Below are 16,789 nucleotides of genomic sequence, written 5' to 3'. Positions count from 1 at the left end.
ATGACTGCACAAAGCTCAAAGAATTCAACCTATGGTTTGCTTAAATTCGTCAGCCGACTTCCACTTCCAATTACGAGATTGATGGCAAGCAGTCTTGCGGGCATTGTAAATCTATTGAAGACTTCCAAGACCTCAGAAACCATTCGCTTTAATCTGAAAATTGCACTTCCGGAGCTTTCAGAGCAGCAACGCGAAGAGATTACGCGTGCCTCAATCCGGAATGAATTGATGTCTTATTTTGAGTTTTTTAGTATTTGGGGCTCGAGCAATGAAAAAAATCTTCAACGTGTCCACCGTGTAGAAGGACAACATTTACTTAAGGAAGCACTTGCAGCAAATAAAGGACTGGTACTGATTGTGCCGCATTTTGGTACCTGGGAAATCATGAATGCTTATCTCGCTCAATTTACTCAAATGAGCATTATGTATAAGCCGGTCAAAGATCCTGCTGTGGATGACTTTGTTCGTGAGGCACGGAGTCGTGAGCAGGCCACCTTATTACCCACCGATGAAACAGGCGTTCGTCAGATTTTTAAAGCCTTGAAACAAGGTGGCACGACAGTCATCCTTCCAGACCATACCCCAACTGCAGGCGGTGAATATATTCCTTTTTTTGGTGTACCACTCAGCTCAAGTAATCTCAGCGCCAAACTGATTCAAAAGACCAAGGCAAAATGCCTGTTCCTTTTTGCAATGCGTAATACTGAAGGAGGCTTTGATGTATTCTTCGAGCCCCTCGATGAGCAAATTTATAGCTCTACCCCGAATCAGGGTACCGAGATTATTTTCAAGAAAATGGAAGAATTGATTCATCGTTACCCTGAGCATTACCATTGGAGCTATAAACGCTTTAAAGCGCATGAGTCTCTGGGCGGCACCATTTATCGCATTCCACAAGATGAAGCACTAGCTAAAATTAATGATCTGCGCCAGGCCTATCAGGACGAACAGGCAAAACTTGCAGCAGAAACTTTACAGACTTTAAATACGAATACAGCTATTGAATCTTAAGATCTTCTCTCTGCAACCATCTATATTTTGATCGATAAGATGCAAGATGTATTTGTTTTTCTTTAATAAAAAACTCGATGCTACCGTGCTCTGGCGTACTTAACAGTGGAATATTTAAAGCTTGTAATCGTGCTTGAGTCAATCGACTGGGATGGCCATAACGATTAAATCGCCCAGCAGAAGCAATCGCGATTTTGGGGCGGTAATGCTGTAAAAACTGATAGGCTGAACTGTGCTGGCTACCATGATGCCCCAAGATCAACACATCGACTTTTAAATCCGGATAATCTCTTAGCAATTGAAACTCAGTTTGCCAGCCTGTATCGCCCATCAGTAAAAAATACTGATAAGGCCAGGCATCTTTAACTTGTATATGGATAACACAGGAATTTTCATTTTTATCAGGTTTAAACTGATTAAGTGAGTCTGACCGCGGTGATAACACCTGAAAATAAACCTGTTCATTCCAGTTCCAGGACTGTTCCTTCTGACATAATTTAAATTGAGTGCTTTCATTCAGTTCAGGCTGTTCACTGGCGATAAGCTCTGAAACCTTAAGTTGATCACGGATATGCATATAAGCTCCGCTATGATCCTGATCCAAATGGGTCAATACCAGCTGATCAAGCTTAGATATTCCCTGCACGGATAGAAATGGAAGAATGATCTGTTCACCGACACTAAAACGGCTTTCATCATAATTGCCACCAGTATCCACCATCATGTTATGTTGGCCTTGACGGATAAAGATGCTTTGACCCTGCCCCACATCCAGCACATGCAATTGAAATGGCGAATGATAAAGGGGCATTGCTATGATGGGTACCAGTCCACACGCTGCCCATGACTTAGGTACCGCTCCACACGGTATAAAAAGAATTACAAGAATAATGATACTCAATATCAGTAGCCATGGTGTCATAGCGACCGGGATCAGTTCAGGTGAAAACAGATGATCCAGTAGATTTAAAAAACCAACTAACATACTGATCATCAGATCGTTCATTTGAAAGATCAGTGCCGCGAATGGTTCCACAATGAAGAAAAATAGAGCGGCAATAATATCCAGTGGCACAATAAGTAGACCAATCCATGGAATCGCGAACAAATTACTCAATGGTGCGATCCAGGCCAGCTGTTTAAAGAAAATAATCATTAAGGGAAATAACGCGACAAAAATTTTCCACTGAGATTCGACTAAAACTTTTACTGCAAAATACAGACGTTGTCCTGGACTTTGGATTACATCTCGTGGTTGTCGCTGTATGGTCTGATAAATTCGCAGCAAGACAAAACAGGCACCATAAGACAACCAGAAAGCTGCGGACAAAATACTAAAGGGATCCAGTAACAGTAATATTGCTGCACTTAAGATCAGTAACTTTAAAGGTTGTACATACTGCCTCAACCAGATACTGGCCGTGATCATCACACAGATCAACAAAGTACGTAAGGCCGGAATTTCAAAACCCACAAAGGCACAGTACAGCAAGACACAAAGTAAAAAAGGTATACTCAGGTAATATTGTCTGGGCCATTTCAGATAGAGAGCTGGAAAAATCCTGGCTGTCAAAAACTGTAAACTCGCACAGAATATCAGTGCAAAAATCACTACATGCGGCCCAGAAATTGCCAGGAGGTGACTCATGCCGAAACGGCGAAACTGCTGTTCAATTGCTGGATCCAGTAAACTCTCATCACCCGTTAGCAGAGCCAGCATCAACCCTTTGTTTCGTATTGGCTGTTGATAAATAAATACCCTTAACTCTAATCGTTTTTGTTCAATCCAAAGAAGTAGCTGGGATCTTAAACTTTGCTGTTGGCGTACATGCTGGCTAAAACCGAGTGCATAAACTTCTTGCTGGGTTATAGGCTGAATCTGTTGAATACGAAATCCTGCCATCAGATTCTGTTCGAGATACCATTTCTCCACATCGAATGCACCAGGCGTGGCATAGGCATGTGCCGGTCGCACTTCCCCATTCAGTCGATAATACTGTCCCAGCTGGAGTTGATTTGACATATTAAACGCAGCCTGCACTGGTCCTTCCTGTTTAACAGAACCCAGCCACTGCACTAGCGTCCCATTCGGCTGTAATACCTGTAAGGGTTGCTGAATAATATTGGTATTTATTTTGTTGAGCCGGGAGATATAAACGATAACTTCTCGCTGCCCAACTTCTTTCTCGATAAATTGCAATCGCTGATCAAGAGCATGATTGGCAAAGCCCTGCCCTAATAAAAAGCTCAGACTTAAGGAAAATAAAATAGAAATAAAACGTAGATAAACATGATGCAGCCTTAAATGGATGACCCGGTAGATAAGCAGCCATACCAGCATAATCAAGCAGACTGATCCTGCTGATAACTGGTATTCAGCTTTACTCCACCCCATTGTTGTCAAGCCAAGAATCCAGCCTACACCTAGCCATTGCAGCATGATTTTTCTTTTTATTGTTATTTTATGACGCAATAATAAAGCCCACCGGAGTGAGCTTCAATCAAAGAGGATTATTCCAATATTTTTAGGACAATATCAGTCATTCACCCATAATCCATCCTGCATATGCAGAATACGGTCTGCTGACTGAGCCAATTGCTCATCATGGGTTACAATCAGCATGGCCATATTGAACTCCTGACGTAATTCGGTCAGTAGCTCAAAAATTTTTACCGCAGTTTTACGATCCAGATTCCCGGTCGGTTCATCGGCCATCATCAATTTTGGTTTCCCCACTAAGGCACGCGCCATGGCCACACGCTGGCGTTCACCACCAGACAACTCGCCCGGTTTATGGGTTAAACGATGACTTAAGCCCACACGTTCCAGCAGATACTCAGCTTGTTTTTTTACTTCCTTGAATTTGCTGGCCTTACGTAGCATCAGTGGCATCGCCACATTTTCAAGCGCGGTAAACTCAGGCAGAAGGTGGTGGAACTGATACACAAAGCCCAAGTGCTCATTACGCACATAACCGCGCTCAGCTTCAGACAGCGTATCAAAACGCTGGCCGTTCACCATCACGTGACCCGAAGTTGGACGATCTAAACCACCGAGCACATGCAGCAAAGTACTTTTGCCTGAACCACTTGAACCAACAATTGAAACAAATTCACCCGCCTGCACCTGCAAAGACAGACCACGGATCACTTCAACTGTAGATTTACCATCGGTAAAAGATTTTTGAATATTCTGGGCATCTAGAATGATATTACTCATAACGCAATGCCTCCGCAGGCTGAATCTTGGCTGCTCGTAGCGCAGGATAGATTGTTGCTACAAAACTTAAGACCAATGACAATACGACAATCAGCACTACATCCTGCCAGCGTAGATAAGACGGCAAGTAATTAATGAAATAAGCATCAAACATATGCAGACCTAAAGTATTGTTCAGCCAGCCCACCAGACTACTAATACTGGTTGCAGCAATAATACCCAGAATTGCGCCGGCACAGGTACCAATTACACCAATGACAGTGCCCTGCACCATGAAGATTTTGGTAATAGTTGCAGGTGAAGCACCTAAGGTACGCAGAATGGCAATATCCGATTTCTTGTCAGTTACCACCATCACCAGAGAGGAGACAATATTAAACGCTGCGACCAAGACAATCAGGAACAGCAGCAAACTTACCATTGCCTTTTCCATCTGAATGGCACTAAACAGGTTACCGTGAGTATAAGTCCAGTCAGATGCATAGAAGTTTGCTGGCAAATTCATGACAATATCACGTGAAACTTGCGGTGCCAGGAAGATATCATCCAGCTTCATGCGGATCCCCTGTGCACCATCTGGCAGACGCAGCAAAGTTGCCGCATCATTCAGGGCGATATAGCCCATCATTGAATCCACTTCAGCACCAATGCTGAATATTCCGACCACATTAAAGCGCTTAAAGCGTGGCACTACACCAGCAGGTGACGGCGTGGCTTCCGGCAATACCAGGGTAATACTGTCGTTTAAACCGACCCCCATTGAGTCTGCCATCTGCTTGCCCAGCACAATTCCGAACTCACCTTTTTTCAGCTGATCGATACTGCCTTCAACCATATGATTTTGAATGATAGAAACATTCTTTTCATAATCTGGTTCGATTCCTGTGACCATGATCCCGGCAACCTGCCCTTGCGCAGTCAACATTCCCTGTAACTGGGTAAATGGAGCAACACCTTGAACATGTTCATGTTGTTCAATTTTTTTTGCAAGTTCAGGCCAATTTGTTAAAATTTGTGTTGAAGAAACAGTGGCTTGAGGTATCATTCCTAAGACACGATTTTTTAATTCTCGATCAAAACCATTCATTACAGACAGTACTGTAATGAGGACTGCCACACCAAGCGTGAGGCCGATCATAGAGACTAAAGCGATAAAAGAAATAAAGTGGTTACTGCGCCGTGCGCGAGTATATTTCAACCCTATGTACAGCGAGATTGGTTTGAACATAACCATCTAGTCCGAGGTAATAAATTATGGAAAATTTACAGCATCAGCATGGAGTTACTGAAAGACGTGTCATGTCACGCATCGATGCTGCCTTACGAATTAATTATCAGATTATTTCCGATGATGTAGCCTTAAATGATCCTTACGATGCTAATTTCGTATTGCCCCGCTATTTTCTACTACTTGCTGAGTTAGATCAATTTGATCATGCACTCAACTACGAATTAGAACAATTAGCTGAAAAAGATCAACAAATTGCTCGAATCTTATCCTTATTTAACCAAAAATTAAACCTGATCACCGGGTCTTTATACGATTCAATTGTACAGAGCATGTTACCTGTCCCTGAAGATGTGAACTTTTCCGAGTCTGGCTTAAGCTTTTTTAGTAAACATCTCATCAAGGAAGGCACCTATATTCACCTGACCTTAAGCCATCCGGAGAACTTCTTCCATATTGCAGCGACAGCGCAAGTGGTTTATAGCCGTGCCGAAGATAATGGCCAATTCCGCACTGGGGCTTATTTCATTACTCTACATCCACAGGACCGGGCAAAAATTAGCGAATGTGTGAAAGCTTACGAAATTTCATAATCTGACTAAATTATTGCTTTTTATGACGGGCCTGAATGCTCGCCCGAATTTCTTTCAGGAAATATACAACAAGACCAGACAATAAAATTACGACCCCCACCAAAGCAATGAGGGGCAATTTTTCATTATTCAGTAAAGCGCCTATCATTAGTGCCAACATCGGTGTCAATACATTGGTAAGCGACAAGGTAGTCGGTTTGATCTTCTGCACCAGTTTAAAATAACAGAACATCGCAATCAGCGAAGCCATTATCACGGCATACCCTAATCCAAATAGACTCTTGGCATGTGGCATGGCAGTAGGTGCGTATTGCCAGATAAAAGGCAGCATACCGATAGAGAAGATTACCGACAAGCCAATCGAGCCTGCTGCCTGTGCCATCGGGTCAATTGGCGCATTAATCTTTTTCACCCAATACATGGACATGCAATAAACCAGCACACCAATTAGCGCAATCACAATCCCGACTGGTTGAATATGCTGATCCGCATCCCCCAGACAAATAATAGAAAGTCCTGTTAAGGCAATTGTCATCCCTAGCCATTGATTGAGAGAAAGATGCATCCCAAACATGAAGCGCCCAATCAGGCCGGAAATCACAGGTGAAAGACCAAACATCAGGGCAATGATACCGGAGCTAAGATAGTCTGTAGACCAATAGGTAAAGGTCTGCGAGCCGATAAAACTGCAGGCCCCTGCCAGATAGCTGTGCAAGGAAACACGATCAAATGGTAACCGGGTTTTAAACAGCCAAAGTAGTCCCAAAGCCAAAGGCAGAGCCAGAAAGAACCGGATTGCCAATGCCCACATTGGATGCAGATCTTCCACACTCCAGACAATTGCCAGTGGTGTGGTGGACCAGATGAAAACCAGTAAGGCATAGGTTACCATCAGGTTACTTTGTTTGGGCATTTGAAAATTTTCTCGTTATTTTGCAGCTGTTTTACGCTTTTGCTTTTGAATGGTTTGATCGAGTGAACTGGAAAACTCGCGTTTATCACGCTCAGAAATTGGTGGCGGTCCGCCAGTTTGTACCCCTGCGCCACGCAGCGTATCCATAAAATCACGTAAATGCAGACGCGCTTTGACATTCGCCGTGGTATAGATTTCACCTCGTGGATGAATGGCAATACCACCTTTTTCAATGACCTGTGCCGCCAGCGGAATATCCTGGGTAATCACGATGTCATGTTCATTCATGCGATCTACAATTTCCTGATCTGCCGCATCGGCACCACTGAGTGCCTGAATCGAGTTAATACGAATTGAAGGAGTGATCCCTACAGGCTGGTTTGCTACAAAAGTCACTTCAAGCTGATAACGGTCTGAAGCGCGAATAATGACATCTTTAAGAATACGGGGTAATGCATCGGCATCTACCCAAAGTTTAAATGGCAACACGCATGGGTCCGGGATAGAAATGAATGTCATCTATTCTAGCAAATGCAGTGCTCATCGTTCCGGTTTTCTTTATACCCTTTTGATATGACCATGTTTGGTACACCCTTTGGACAATTACAACTATGCTGATCTCTAGACTGCGAATAAGAATTGACAAGAATCTGATGGCAATTTAATTTTAAAATTCATCTGATTGACTTGAAAAATCAGAATGACCCTCGATTAACTATAAATAAGCAATCCCAGATCAATTGTGCATATGAAAAATTCAAATAGTCCTGAGATCATCACTATCGATGATCAAAACTTCGGTAGTCATGTTGAACACTGGAATCTCCTTACAGACAATCCAGGTACCGATGTACCGAAGTGGTTAACTCAGGCACTTGATGCCCCGGTCATGCCGATGGGTCTCTGCAAACAAGAATGCGATATGGATGAAAACACCTGGCTGATTCAGGGTCCGAGCAAGGCCACTGTGCAGTTAAGCCAGATCATTGAGGTGGAAAGCAATAAACCCAAAGCAGTCAAAACTGCCTTTCCATGCTTCGACAGTCCTTATAAAGTAAAGGCACAAATTGAACGGATTATCAGCTGCAAGTCCAATACTCAAGCCGTATTACGCCTGAATCTGGGTCTGAACAATATTGTGTATGCGTTTGACAGTCTGTATAGCGTCAATCATACACAATATGATAAAGATCAAAATTATCTGGTGAATCTGAATGCCTGGGCTTATGAACTCGAGCCTGTAGCGGAACATGAACATCTGATTGTCGATGATCCGGCTTCAATCAAACATCACCGTGCGCTGAATGATATTCTGGCAGCCAACAATGGCGTTGCACCAGAAAATCTGCAGGAACAGATTGATGCGTGGGAACCTAAATCTGAAGATGATAAAGCTCCGGTTACTGTAGATTTCTCTAAAATGGTGGCTTACCTCTATGGTGAAACCATTGGTCAGGAAGATGAAGCCTGGTTCCAGGGCAATATTGTCGGTAAGACTTCAATGCAATTTATGGATCAGGAATACACTCTTTATGATGTCACCTTGATTCATGATGAAGGTCGCCCTGCCACCCTGCTCCGTGTTGCTACGCGCAATCCAGCACATAAAGACTTTAGTATCGGGCAATATATCCGTGGCAATCTATGGATTCAGGCCAACATTTATAGCAAAGCCTAAAAATTTTACAGTTTAAATTCAAAAACAGGAAATATTCACATCCGTTGAATATCTCCTGTTTTTTTAAATAAAGATTTTTCATTAATGATTTTTATTGAGCTGGTTATTTTATCCACAATTTACCCTTCTAAATACACTTTATAAATTCATAAATTAATCACTTATCCACAATTTTAAATTCAAACAAATTCATTTTTAAAATAATGAATATTATTTATGATATTGGCAATACCCTGTAAACAGTGACTCTTGCTTTTGCAGGATTAATAGGTAGATTTATCTAATGGATGAGAAAAATAATAACTTTATGCAGTTAAATTAAAAATGTACTTTATTTGACCAATTTTTTATGATAAAAAGGCTCATAACAAATAGTAATTAACGATAAATAGATCGGACAATAATATCTATGAAAATCGTACAGGAAGAAAATTTACATCAAGTCGAGCATCATCTTCGCTCGAGCTATGACATTGACATGATGTCATGCTTGTTTTTTGCCTTGGGCATGCTGATCTGCGCCTTTCTACTTCATCTTTTCGTGTTTTAATTTTCAGAATCGGAAGATAAAAAAACCCAGCCTGAGCTGGGTTTTTTGCATGCTGGATTTAAGCATTGCGTTTTGCAAACTCATCCATGAATTTTACCAGTGCCTGAACACCTTCAAGCGGAACCGCATTGTAGATACTTGCACGCATACCACCTACTGAACGGTGACCTGCAAGGTTCAACAGATGATTTTCTTCAGCTTCTTTCAGGAACTGTTTTTCCAGTTCAGGTTTCGCCAAAGTAAATGGCACGTTCATCATTGAACGGTTTTCTTTAGCAATCGGGTTTGCATAGAAATCGCTAGAGTCGATATAACCATACAGCAGTTCAGCTTTTGCGAGGTTAGCTTTATAAATTGCGTCTACACCGCCCTGCTCTAACAACCATTCAAATACCAGACCTGACAGGTACCAGGCATAAGTTGATGGAGTGTTCACCATAGAGCCATTTTTCGCTTGATCTGCATATTTCAGGATGCTTGGAATTTCCGGTTTCGCTTGATCCAATAGATCTTCACGGATAATGACCAGCGTCAGACCAGCAGGACCAATATTCTTTTGTGCACCGGCATAGATCAGGCCAAATTTAGTTACATCGATTGGCGCAGATAAAATGCTTGAAGAGAAATCACACACCAATGGCTTGTCAGTTTCAGGAATATGGGCAAATTGCAGGCCACCAATCGTTTCGTTATCTGCATAGTGCACATAAGCAGCATCATCTGACAGGTTCCAGGTACTTTGCTCAGTAATCGCTAATTTACCATCAGCAGTTTTAGTACCTGCTTCAATGACATTGATGTCGCCATAGCGTTTTGCTTCTTTCAATGCTTTTTCAGACCAGATGCCAGTATGGATATAGTCAGCCTTGTTGTTTTTACCCAACAAGTTCAACGGAATTGCAGAGAACTGTAGCGATGCACCACCCTGTAAGAACAATACTTTATAATTCTCAGGAATGTTCATGAGTTTGCGTAGATCTGCTTCTGCTTTCTCAGCAACCGCGACATAGTCTGCACTACGGTGACTCATTTCCATGATCGAAAGACCCTTGCCCTGCCAGTCGAGCATTTCAGCTTGAGCTTTTTCAAGAACGGCAGTAGGTAATGCAGCAGGACCAGCACAGAAGTTGTACGCGCGCATGATTTTTCCTTTCAGAGTGAAACACAATAAAATGATGGCATTTAACCATATCTGGACTTAGCTTGCACAAAATTATTTCAATCCATGAATGAAGATAGAGTCAAAAAATCAATGTAGATTCGAGGGATAAATTTAATTTCTACTGTTAACTTAAAGTTTTCGTTAAATCGTTTATAGCGGCCTGAACAACCAACCAAGAAATACTAGTAGTATCTTTATTAGGATTAAAATTCGATATCATATGTTCATAAGGATGAATTAAATTTCTAAATTCTCTGAGAGAATGGGAGAATCTTTTTACATCAATTTCAATCCAACCTAATGAATGCGCAACATCAATCATTTCACTCAATTTCCATTCTGAAAAAGGTTTAACCTTTCCTTCTCGGGTTTTAGGAGCTGAATATGCTTGATTAGCAAGCTTAATATTTTTATGAATTACTCCTAAAAGTAATCCTTCCAATAAGCTTCCCATAAGAATTACCGCCGATAAATCAGCATCAGCTTCGATACAACGTTGGATTTCGTCCCATCTATAATCAAGAATTTCTCCTACACCAGGTTCTAAACCTAATACTAGAAAATTGGGTCTAGGGATTGGCTTGAATTCAGGTTCAATCTTCTCACTAAAATTTATTTGTATTTTTTTAAACTTGGGTTCAATTCCTTCCAGATAAATTTCGAAGCCTTCTATATACAAAATTTTGTTAAGAAGTCTTAATGCACTTATTACTTTTGAATGATTTCCACTATATTCTTTTAGAGAAGCCAATCTTTTTAAAACATCAGCTAGCTGACTTTTACTACAACTTACAAGTTGCTCGAATACCCATTTAGCACGTGTTGATCCATCATGATAAACAGATATACCTACACTATGAAAAAAAGAAGTTAGATCTGAACCTTTTCGACAAACCGGATATATTTCTTCATTTGTTCCACATATGAATTCTGCTAAATTTTCTAATGTTTTTTTATCAATTTTTTAGAATCAATCTCAATATTTATGTTTATATTTTACACAAAATATATATTTTGATATTAACCATAGAATTTGATTCTTATATAAATGATTCCTATAAGTCGTGATTATAACACTATTACAACTTTCCTTTTCTCCTAACCTACAAGCACTTGACTTATAATACTCATAAAACTGATTTAATGTGCTTTTGCATCTCTACTTTATGAATATGAAGAAAAATAAACGATGTGTTTACTGGGGTCTGTCTGTACTTGCATCCATGATGTATGGCGGTTTTGCCTATGCACAAACTATCAGCTTTCAGGATGCAGAACGACAACTGCTGCAACGTTCCTATACCAGTCAGGCTTTCCAGAATCTGGAACAGGCTGCAAAACTTGAAGCAGAAGCGGTTAAAGGCATTGGTTTGCCACGGGTTGATCTGAATGTTCGTGCTTATGCCTTTCGTAATGAATTAGACATTCCTTTAGGTACTATTAAAAATAACCTTGAGCAGTCACTTACCAATGGCTTAAATAATAAAATTGATGAGTTTAATTTAGACCAGGCTATTGCCGACCCGCTTAAAGAAAGCTTGAAGCAACCTATTCAGGATGGTGTTAGTTTAATTCCAGATTCATCCAATGTTGTACTTAGAGATGAAGTTATTCGCCCTACTATTTCAGTGATGATGCCACTTTATACCGGAGGCCTCACCCGTAGTGCCAAAGAAATAGCCAGTATTCAGGCGGGACGCAGTGAATTGAGCAACCAGCAACAGCAGGATACACAACGCTTTGAACTGATTCAGGCTTATTTTAATGTGCAACTGCAAAAACAGTTATTGGAAGCCGCACGTTTTAATTCAAATGCCATGCAGCAACATTACCGTAATGCGCTGAAAATGGAAAAGCAGGGATTCATCAGTAAGGGTCAGCGCATGCAGTTCGAAGTGGCACGCAACAATGCTGAACGCACACAACAAAATACGCAGGCGAATCTGAATGCTGCCTTATTCCAGCTGAATAACTTTCTACAGGGCAGCCATATTACCGAACTGAGCACACCTTTATTTGTAAATCGTGCTGGACCTCAAAATGTAAATATTCTGCTCAGCAGTTTTAGCCAGAACTCCCCGCTTATTAAAAAGATGAAAATGGATACTGAGCTGGCCAAAGCTAATGTTAAAGCCCAGCAGGCAACAAAAAGACCCAATGTATTTGCCTTTGGTGAATATAGTCTGGATGAAAACCAGAACTGGATTGTAGGCGTTGCAGCACGTTATAACTTATTTTCCGGCATTGATAAAAACAAGAATATTCAGGCTGCCGAACTGAAGCGCCATGCAGCAGAATTGATGACGGCACGTACCCAACAGGAAATTGAGAATCTGATTTATAAATCATTTAGTGAAGCAGTCAGCGCCCAGCAAAGTGATCTGTTATTACAACGAAACCTGAAAGCAGCACAAGAAAATCTGCGTATTCAGGAACTGTCTTTTAAGGAAGATGTTGGCACCGCGACGCAGGTAATTGATGCGCAAAATATGTTGAGTGGCCTGAAAGCTGAAATGGCCCTGAATGCCTATAAATACATCATGTCACTTGCCACTTTATTGCAAAGCCATGGCTCAATTACTGAATTTCCAGACTATATGCAACATGCCAATACTCACTATATTCGTTAATGGAGCCAAACATGACTGATGAGCAAAAGCCAGAATTTCCTGTTGATGAACCGGCTTCAGAAATGAATCATATCGATTCACCAAAACAAAGTCCTACTGAAACTAAACAGGACAAATCTACCAAAAAATACCTGCTGTTAGGTCTGATTCCAGTCATCCTGGTTTTAATTGGCTTTGGCTTGTGGAAAACTTATCAGCCTAAAGACATCGAACTGCAAGGTCGGGTTGAGGCTGAAACCGTACAGGTCGCGACCAAAGTTCCAAGCCGGATTGAAAAAATTTATGTGCAGGAAGGTGATGACGTCAAGCAAGGTCAGGTATTAGTTAAGTTGCATAGTCCTGAAATAGAAGCGAAAAAACAGCAGGCTTTAGCAAGCTTGCAATCTGCCTTAGCCTTACAATCGACAGCCGAACGCGGATCACAAGAAGAAAATGTCGCTTCACTGTATGCCAACTGGCAATCTCTCAAAGCACAGGAACAGCTGGCAAAAACCTCTTATCAGCGCGGTGCAAACCTGTTTCAAGAAGGTGTAATTTCCCGTCAACGCCGAGATGAGCTATTTGCTGCCTCACAGTCTGCCTCCCAGATGACCGAAGCTGCTTATCAGCAATATATTCGCGCTAAACGTGGCAGCACACCAGAACAGAAGAGTTCAGCAGATGCACAGGTCGACATTGCCCGTGCAGCAGTCGCTGAAGCCAATGCCCTGGAAGCAGAGACCGAACTACTGGCGCCTATTGATGGCACAGTATCTAAAACCTATGGCAATCTCTCTGAGCTGGTTGCAACCGCAGTACCTGTGGTCAGTCTGATTTCGGCAGAACGCTGGGTCAGTGTGAATATTCGTGAAGACCAATATGCTTCTCTAGGTGAACAAAAGCAGCTCGAAGGTTTTATCCCGGCACTCAATAAAAACGCAATATTTAAAGTAAAAAGTATTAGTGCTGAAGGTGAATTTGCCACCATTAAAACCACACGTCAGACTGGTGGCTACGATATTCGCAGCTTCAAAGTCCACCTTGTACCAGCGACTACAATTCCTGAACTGAAAGCTGGCATGAGTGTGCTGTTTAAGCTGCAAGAGTCTTCAAAATAATGTGGGCAGGTATCCGGCGTGAACTGTGCTATTTACTCAGGGAAAAATGGGATCTGGCTTTGGTTGTACTTGCCCCTGCCTGCATTTTGATTTTACTCGGCAGCATGTTTGCTCAAGGCAAGCCCGATCATTTAGCGATTGCGATTATTGATCAGGATCAAAGCCGCCTGAGTACCCAGATTTATAATCATTTATCGCTAAATCATACCCTACAGATATATATTGTTTCTGATCAGACCGTTGAAGTAGAAAAACTGCTGAATCAGAATAAAATCTGGGGTTATATCCATATTCCTGCGGGCGCAGAACAACGATTAGTCACAGCCCAGGATGCTGAAATTAGTATTGCCTTTAATCAGAGCTATTTTAGTATTGGCAATACTATTTCTTCGGCTATGTTCTTGAGCACGCTTCAGGCAATGGCAGAATTTACTGGCAGGCAGTATCTGGGTAATACCCTACCTTATCTGGAGGCACCGACACCTAATATTAAAATTTCCCCGCTGTATAACCCGCAATTAAATTATGAATTTTATCTGGAACCTTATATGGTTCCGGCAATTTTGCATCTATTATTGTGCTGCTGTGTGGCGTTTGCTGTAGGACAGGAAATCAAGCGTCATACTTTTAATCATTGGATTAATGGACAAAATCTCTGGTCAGTATTACTGTCTAAAAATCTGGTCTATATCGCGATTTTCTGTTTCTGGACTTGGGCCTGGATGCTGTGGATGGTGGAGTTTCGTGGCTGGTTTATTGCTGGTTCATTATGGCTGATTTTATTGGCACAATTCTTATTCTATAGTGCTTATGCCTTTATCAGTAGCGCGGTCGTACTGGCAACGCAGGATCTAAGCAAATCTTTTGGTTTGCTGGCAGTCTATGGTGGCTCATCGCTCAGCTTCGCCGGTGTCACGTTGCCTCTCAATAATGCGCCACTGTTTACCCAGCTCTGGGCCAATATTATTCCCTATACACCCTATGCAAAATTACAGACTGAACAATGGGTGATTGGTAGTCCCTTGTATCTCTCAGCTCAACCAATGTTCATACTGACTGCCTATGTGGTACTTTATGCTGCATTGGCCTATGTATTTTTAAAGAAAATAGCGAAAGGAGTGTCCACATGAAAGCACTCTGGGCAGCTTACTGCAAAACTTTTAAAGATATTGTTAGCAATACCAGTATTTTTACTACGTTAATCCTATCTGTACTGTTTTACAGCTTTTTCTATCCAACCGCGTATAAGGCTGAACACGCCGAAGCCTTGCCCATTATTATTGTCGATGAAGAGCAAAGCAACTTAACCAATACTATTATCAGTCATGTTAGCCAAAGCCCGAATGTACAGATCAAGGCAGTCACTGGAAATTTTGCGGAGGCCAAACAATGGGTAGAGGCTCAAAAGGCTGACGGGATTTTATTATTACCAGACAACCTTTCACAATCCATTCGACATGGTGAAAATGGCGGGATTGGGCTATATTTAAGTGCAGCGAATTTTCTGATTACCAAACAGATCGGTTTAGGCCTGGTTGGTTCTGTCGAAAATACCTTAAGTGAATATGCAGAACGCTTTAGCGAAATTTCGCATTTCTCTCCTGCCCTATCGATTCACCAGATTCCACTATTTAATCCACTTTCTGGCTATGGAAGCTATGTATTTCCAGCGGTTGCCCCATTGATTATTCATCAGACGATTTTTCTGGGACTGAGCATGTTAATTGCGCTGTATCGTGAAAATAAACAGGTGATCAATTTGACGATCTTATGTGGAATCAGTCTGGCAATTTTGACTATTGGCTGTCTGGGTTGCTACTACCTGTTTGGTTTCACCTTCTGGTTGTTTGACTATCCACGTGGCGGGAATTTCTGGGGCATGCTGCTGGCTGTTCCGGTTTTTGTATTCTGCATCATCGGCATCACGACCCTGTTTGCCAGTTTTCTGGATATGCCAGAGCGTGCCGGCCATGTTATTGTCTTTACCTCAATTCCCTTATTTATGCTGTCCGGGGTCGCCTGGCCACATGCTGCGATGCCCGTCTGGATGCAGATGTTTGGACAGGCCTTGCCTTCCACACAGATCGTACAGATGTTTATTCAACTGAATCAGATGGGCGTACCGACCAGCATGATTTTGGGGAAATTCGCCTATCTGCTGGTTGTTGGATTTTTTTGCTTTAGCTTAGGTTATTATCGCCTATGCTCACGCATTAAATAAGCTTGAACCCTGTTAAGCTAAAAGCTTATTCCCCATATACGCGGATATAAAAGTTCTGGATTTTGCTGCTGCCGTTGGGCTTGTCAAAGCTGACATCGTATTGCACCAGATTGTTTGGATAAGCGATTTCATAGCTGACCTTGTATTCACTTGGTTGACCTGATTTTTCAACAAAAGTTTTTACCATCAAGGTCTTAGACTTATACCCACCTTCAGGAATGGAATGCGAAAACTTCTTCATGTTTTTCTGATTTTCCTGAAAATACTGCTGTAATTTCGGATCCAGATAACTTAAAAATTCTTCATATTTACCATCACGCAAGTCGTTATAGGCAATTTCTGCTGCCTGGGCTTGGGCTGTACTTGGATCTGCTACCTGCTCGTTAGTGCTACAGCCGGCAAGAAGAGCTAGCCCAGCAAGTGACATCAATTTAGTTTTCATCATGGTCATTTCCAGTAAAGTCTGTAAAAAAGGACGCCGAAGCG

Annotated in this window: 15 protein-coding genes; 7 read left to right on the top strand and 8 right to left on the bottom strand. The window is 41.8% G+C overall.

Annotated elements, in window-relative coordinates; translation table 11 throughout:
• Positions 1–1,011, top strand: coding sequence for a lysophospholipid acyltransferase family protein (locus FSC11_RS04585; protein WP_163165415.1), 1,011 nt, complete (start codon positions 1–3; stop codon positions 1,009–1,011).
• Here FSC11_RS04585 and FSC11_RS04580 read toward each other — a convergent pair.
• The 3 genes from FSC11_RS04580 to FSC11_RS04570 form a co-directional block, all read right to left on the bottom strand.
• Positions 998–3,451: a DNA internalization-related competence protein ComEC/Rec2 gene (locus FSC11_RS04580; RefSeq protein WP_163165413.1), complete on the bottom strand. Its 2,454-nt coding sequence runs from the start codon at positions 3,449–3,451 to the stop codon at positions 998–1,000. The two genes, FSC11_RS04585 and FSC11_RS04580, sit on opposite strands and share 14 nt — an antisense overlap.
• A gap of 96 nt (positions 3,452–3,547) precedes the next feature.
• A complete protein-coding gene (gene lolD / locus FSC11_RS04575) occupies positions 3,548–4,231 on the bottom strand; it encodes a lipoprotein-releasing ABC transporter ATP-binding protein LolD (RefSeq protein ID WP_005222821.1) in 684 nt (227 codons plus the stop codon).
• Positions 4,224–5,459, bottom strand: a complete 1,236-nt coding sequence (locus tag FSC11_RS04570) for a lipoprotein-releasing ABC transporter permease subunit (RefSeq protein WP_004815071.1) — start codon at positions 5,457–5,459, stop codon at positions 4,224–4,226. The genes lolD and FSC11_RS04570 overlap by 8 nt, the downstream gene beginning before the upstream one ends.
• Before the next feature lie 26 nt (positions 5,460–5,485).
• On the opposite strand from FSC11_RS04570, the gene FSC11_RS04565 reads away from it, so the two are divergent.
• Positions 5,486–6,052 (top strand): PilZ domain-containing protein, encoded by a 567-nt coding sequence (locus FSC11_RS04565; protein WP_163165411.1) that lies wholly within the window; start codon positions 5,486–5,488, stop codon positions 6,050–6,052.
• A gap of 10 nt (positions 6,053–6,062) precedes the next feature.
• Here FSC11_RS04565 and FSC11_RS04560 read toward each other — a convergent pair whose 3' ends face one another.
• Together FSC11_RS04560 and FSC11_RS04555 are read right to left on the bottom strand one after the other, a co-directional pair.
• A complete protein-coding gene (locus tag FSC11_RS04560; RefSeq protein WP_004892136.1) occupies positions 6,063–6,965 on the bottom strand; it encodes a DMT family transporter in 903 nt (300 codons plus the stop codon).
• A 15-nt stretch (positions 6,966–6,980) separates the two neighbouring features.
• Positions 6,981–7,484, bottom strand: coding sequence for a YaiI/YqxD family protein (locus FSC11_RS04555; RefSeq protein WP_163165409.1), 504 nt, complete (start codon positions 7,482–7,484; stop codon positions 6,981–6,983).
• Positions 7,485–7,713: 229 nt separating this feature from the next.
• Here FSC11_RS04555 and FSC11_RS04550 point away from each other — a divergent pair, with 229 nt between their 5' ends.
• Positions 7,714–8,643, top strand: coding sequence for a hypothetical protein (locus FSC11_RS04550; protein ID WP_004815058.1), 930 nt, complete (start codon positions 7,714–7,716; stop codon positions 8,641–8,643).
• Between the two features lie 608 nt (positions 8,644–9,251).
• Here FSC11_RS04550 and serC read toward each other — a convergent pair.
• A complete protein-coding gene (gene serC / locus FSC11_RS04545; protein WP_005222827.1) occupies positions 9,252–10,334 on the bottom strand; it encodes a 3-phosphoserine/phosphohydroxythreonine transaminase in 1,083 nt (360 codons plus the stop codon).
• Positions 10,335–10,479: 145 nt separating this feature from the next.
• Positions 10,480–11,106, bottom strand: a complete 627-nt coding sequence (locus FSC11_RS04540) for a hypothetical protein (protein WP_227591007.1) — start codon at positions 11,104–11,106, stop codon at positions 10,480–10,482.
• A 415-nt stretch (positions 11,107–11,521) separates the two neighbouring features.
• Between FSC11_RS04540 and FSC11_RS04535 the strand changes: the two genes are divergently transcribed.
• From FSC11_RS04535 to FSC11_RS04520, 4 genes are all read left to right on the top strand, one after another.
• Entirely contained in the window at positions 11,522–12,985 is a 1,464-nt protein-coding gene (locus FSC11_RS04535) for a TolC family protein (protein WP_163165407.1), read from the top strand.
• A 62-nt stretch (positions 12,986–13,047) separates the two neighbouring features.
• Entirely contained in the window at positions 13,048–14,082 is a 1,035-nt protein-coding gene (locus FSC11_RS04530; protein WP_420791319.1) for an HlyD family secretion protein, read from the top strand.
• A complete protein-coding gene (locus tag FSC11_RS04525; RefSeq protein WP_163165403.1) occupies positions 14,082–15,212 on the top strand; it encodes an ABC transporter permease in 1,131 nt (376 codons plus the stop codon). Before FSC11_RS04530 ends, FSC11_RS04525 begins: the two co-directional genes overlap by 1 nt.
• The gene (locus tag FSC11_RS04520) at positions 15,209–16,303 is read left to right on the top strand and encodes an ABC transporter permease (RefSeq protein ID WP_163165401.1); all 1,095 of its coding nucleotides are present in this window, start codon (positions 15,209–15,211) and stop codon (positions 16,301–16,303) included. The genes FSC11_RS04525 and FSC11_RS04520 overlap by 4 nt, the downstream gene beginning before the upstream one ends.
• A gap of 25 nt (positions 16,304–16,328) precedes the next feature.
• Here FSC11_RS04520 and FSC11_RS04515 read toward each other — a convergent pair whose 3' ends face one another.
• On the bottom strand, positions 16,329–16,745 hold the full coding sequence (locus FSC11_RS04515; protein WP_171521730.1) for a DUF4878 domain-containing protein: 417 nt from the start codon (positions 16,743–16,745) through the stop codon (positions 16,329–16,331).
• Positions 16,746–16,789 lie beyond the last annotated feature (44 nt).

It is taken from the genome of Acinetobacter schindleri (genome assembly GCF_010918895.1).
GTDB classification, from domain to species: domain Bacteria; phylum Pseudomonadota; class Gammaproteobacteria; order Pseudomonadales; family Moraxellaceae; genus Acinetobacter; species Acinetobacter schindleri.
Note: the sequence above shows the minus strand (reverse complement) of the source record. Positions and strands in the feature narration are given on the sequence as shown.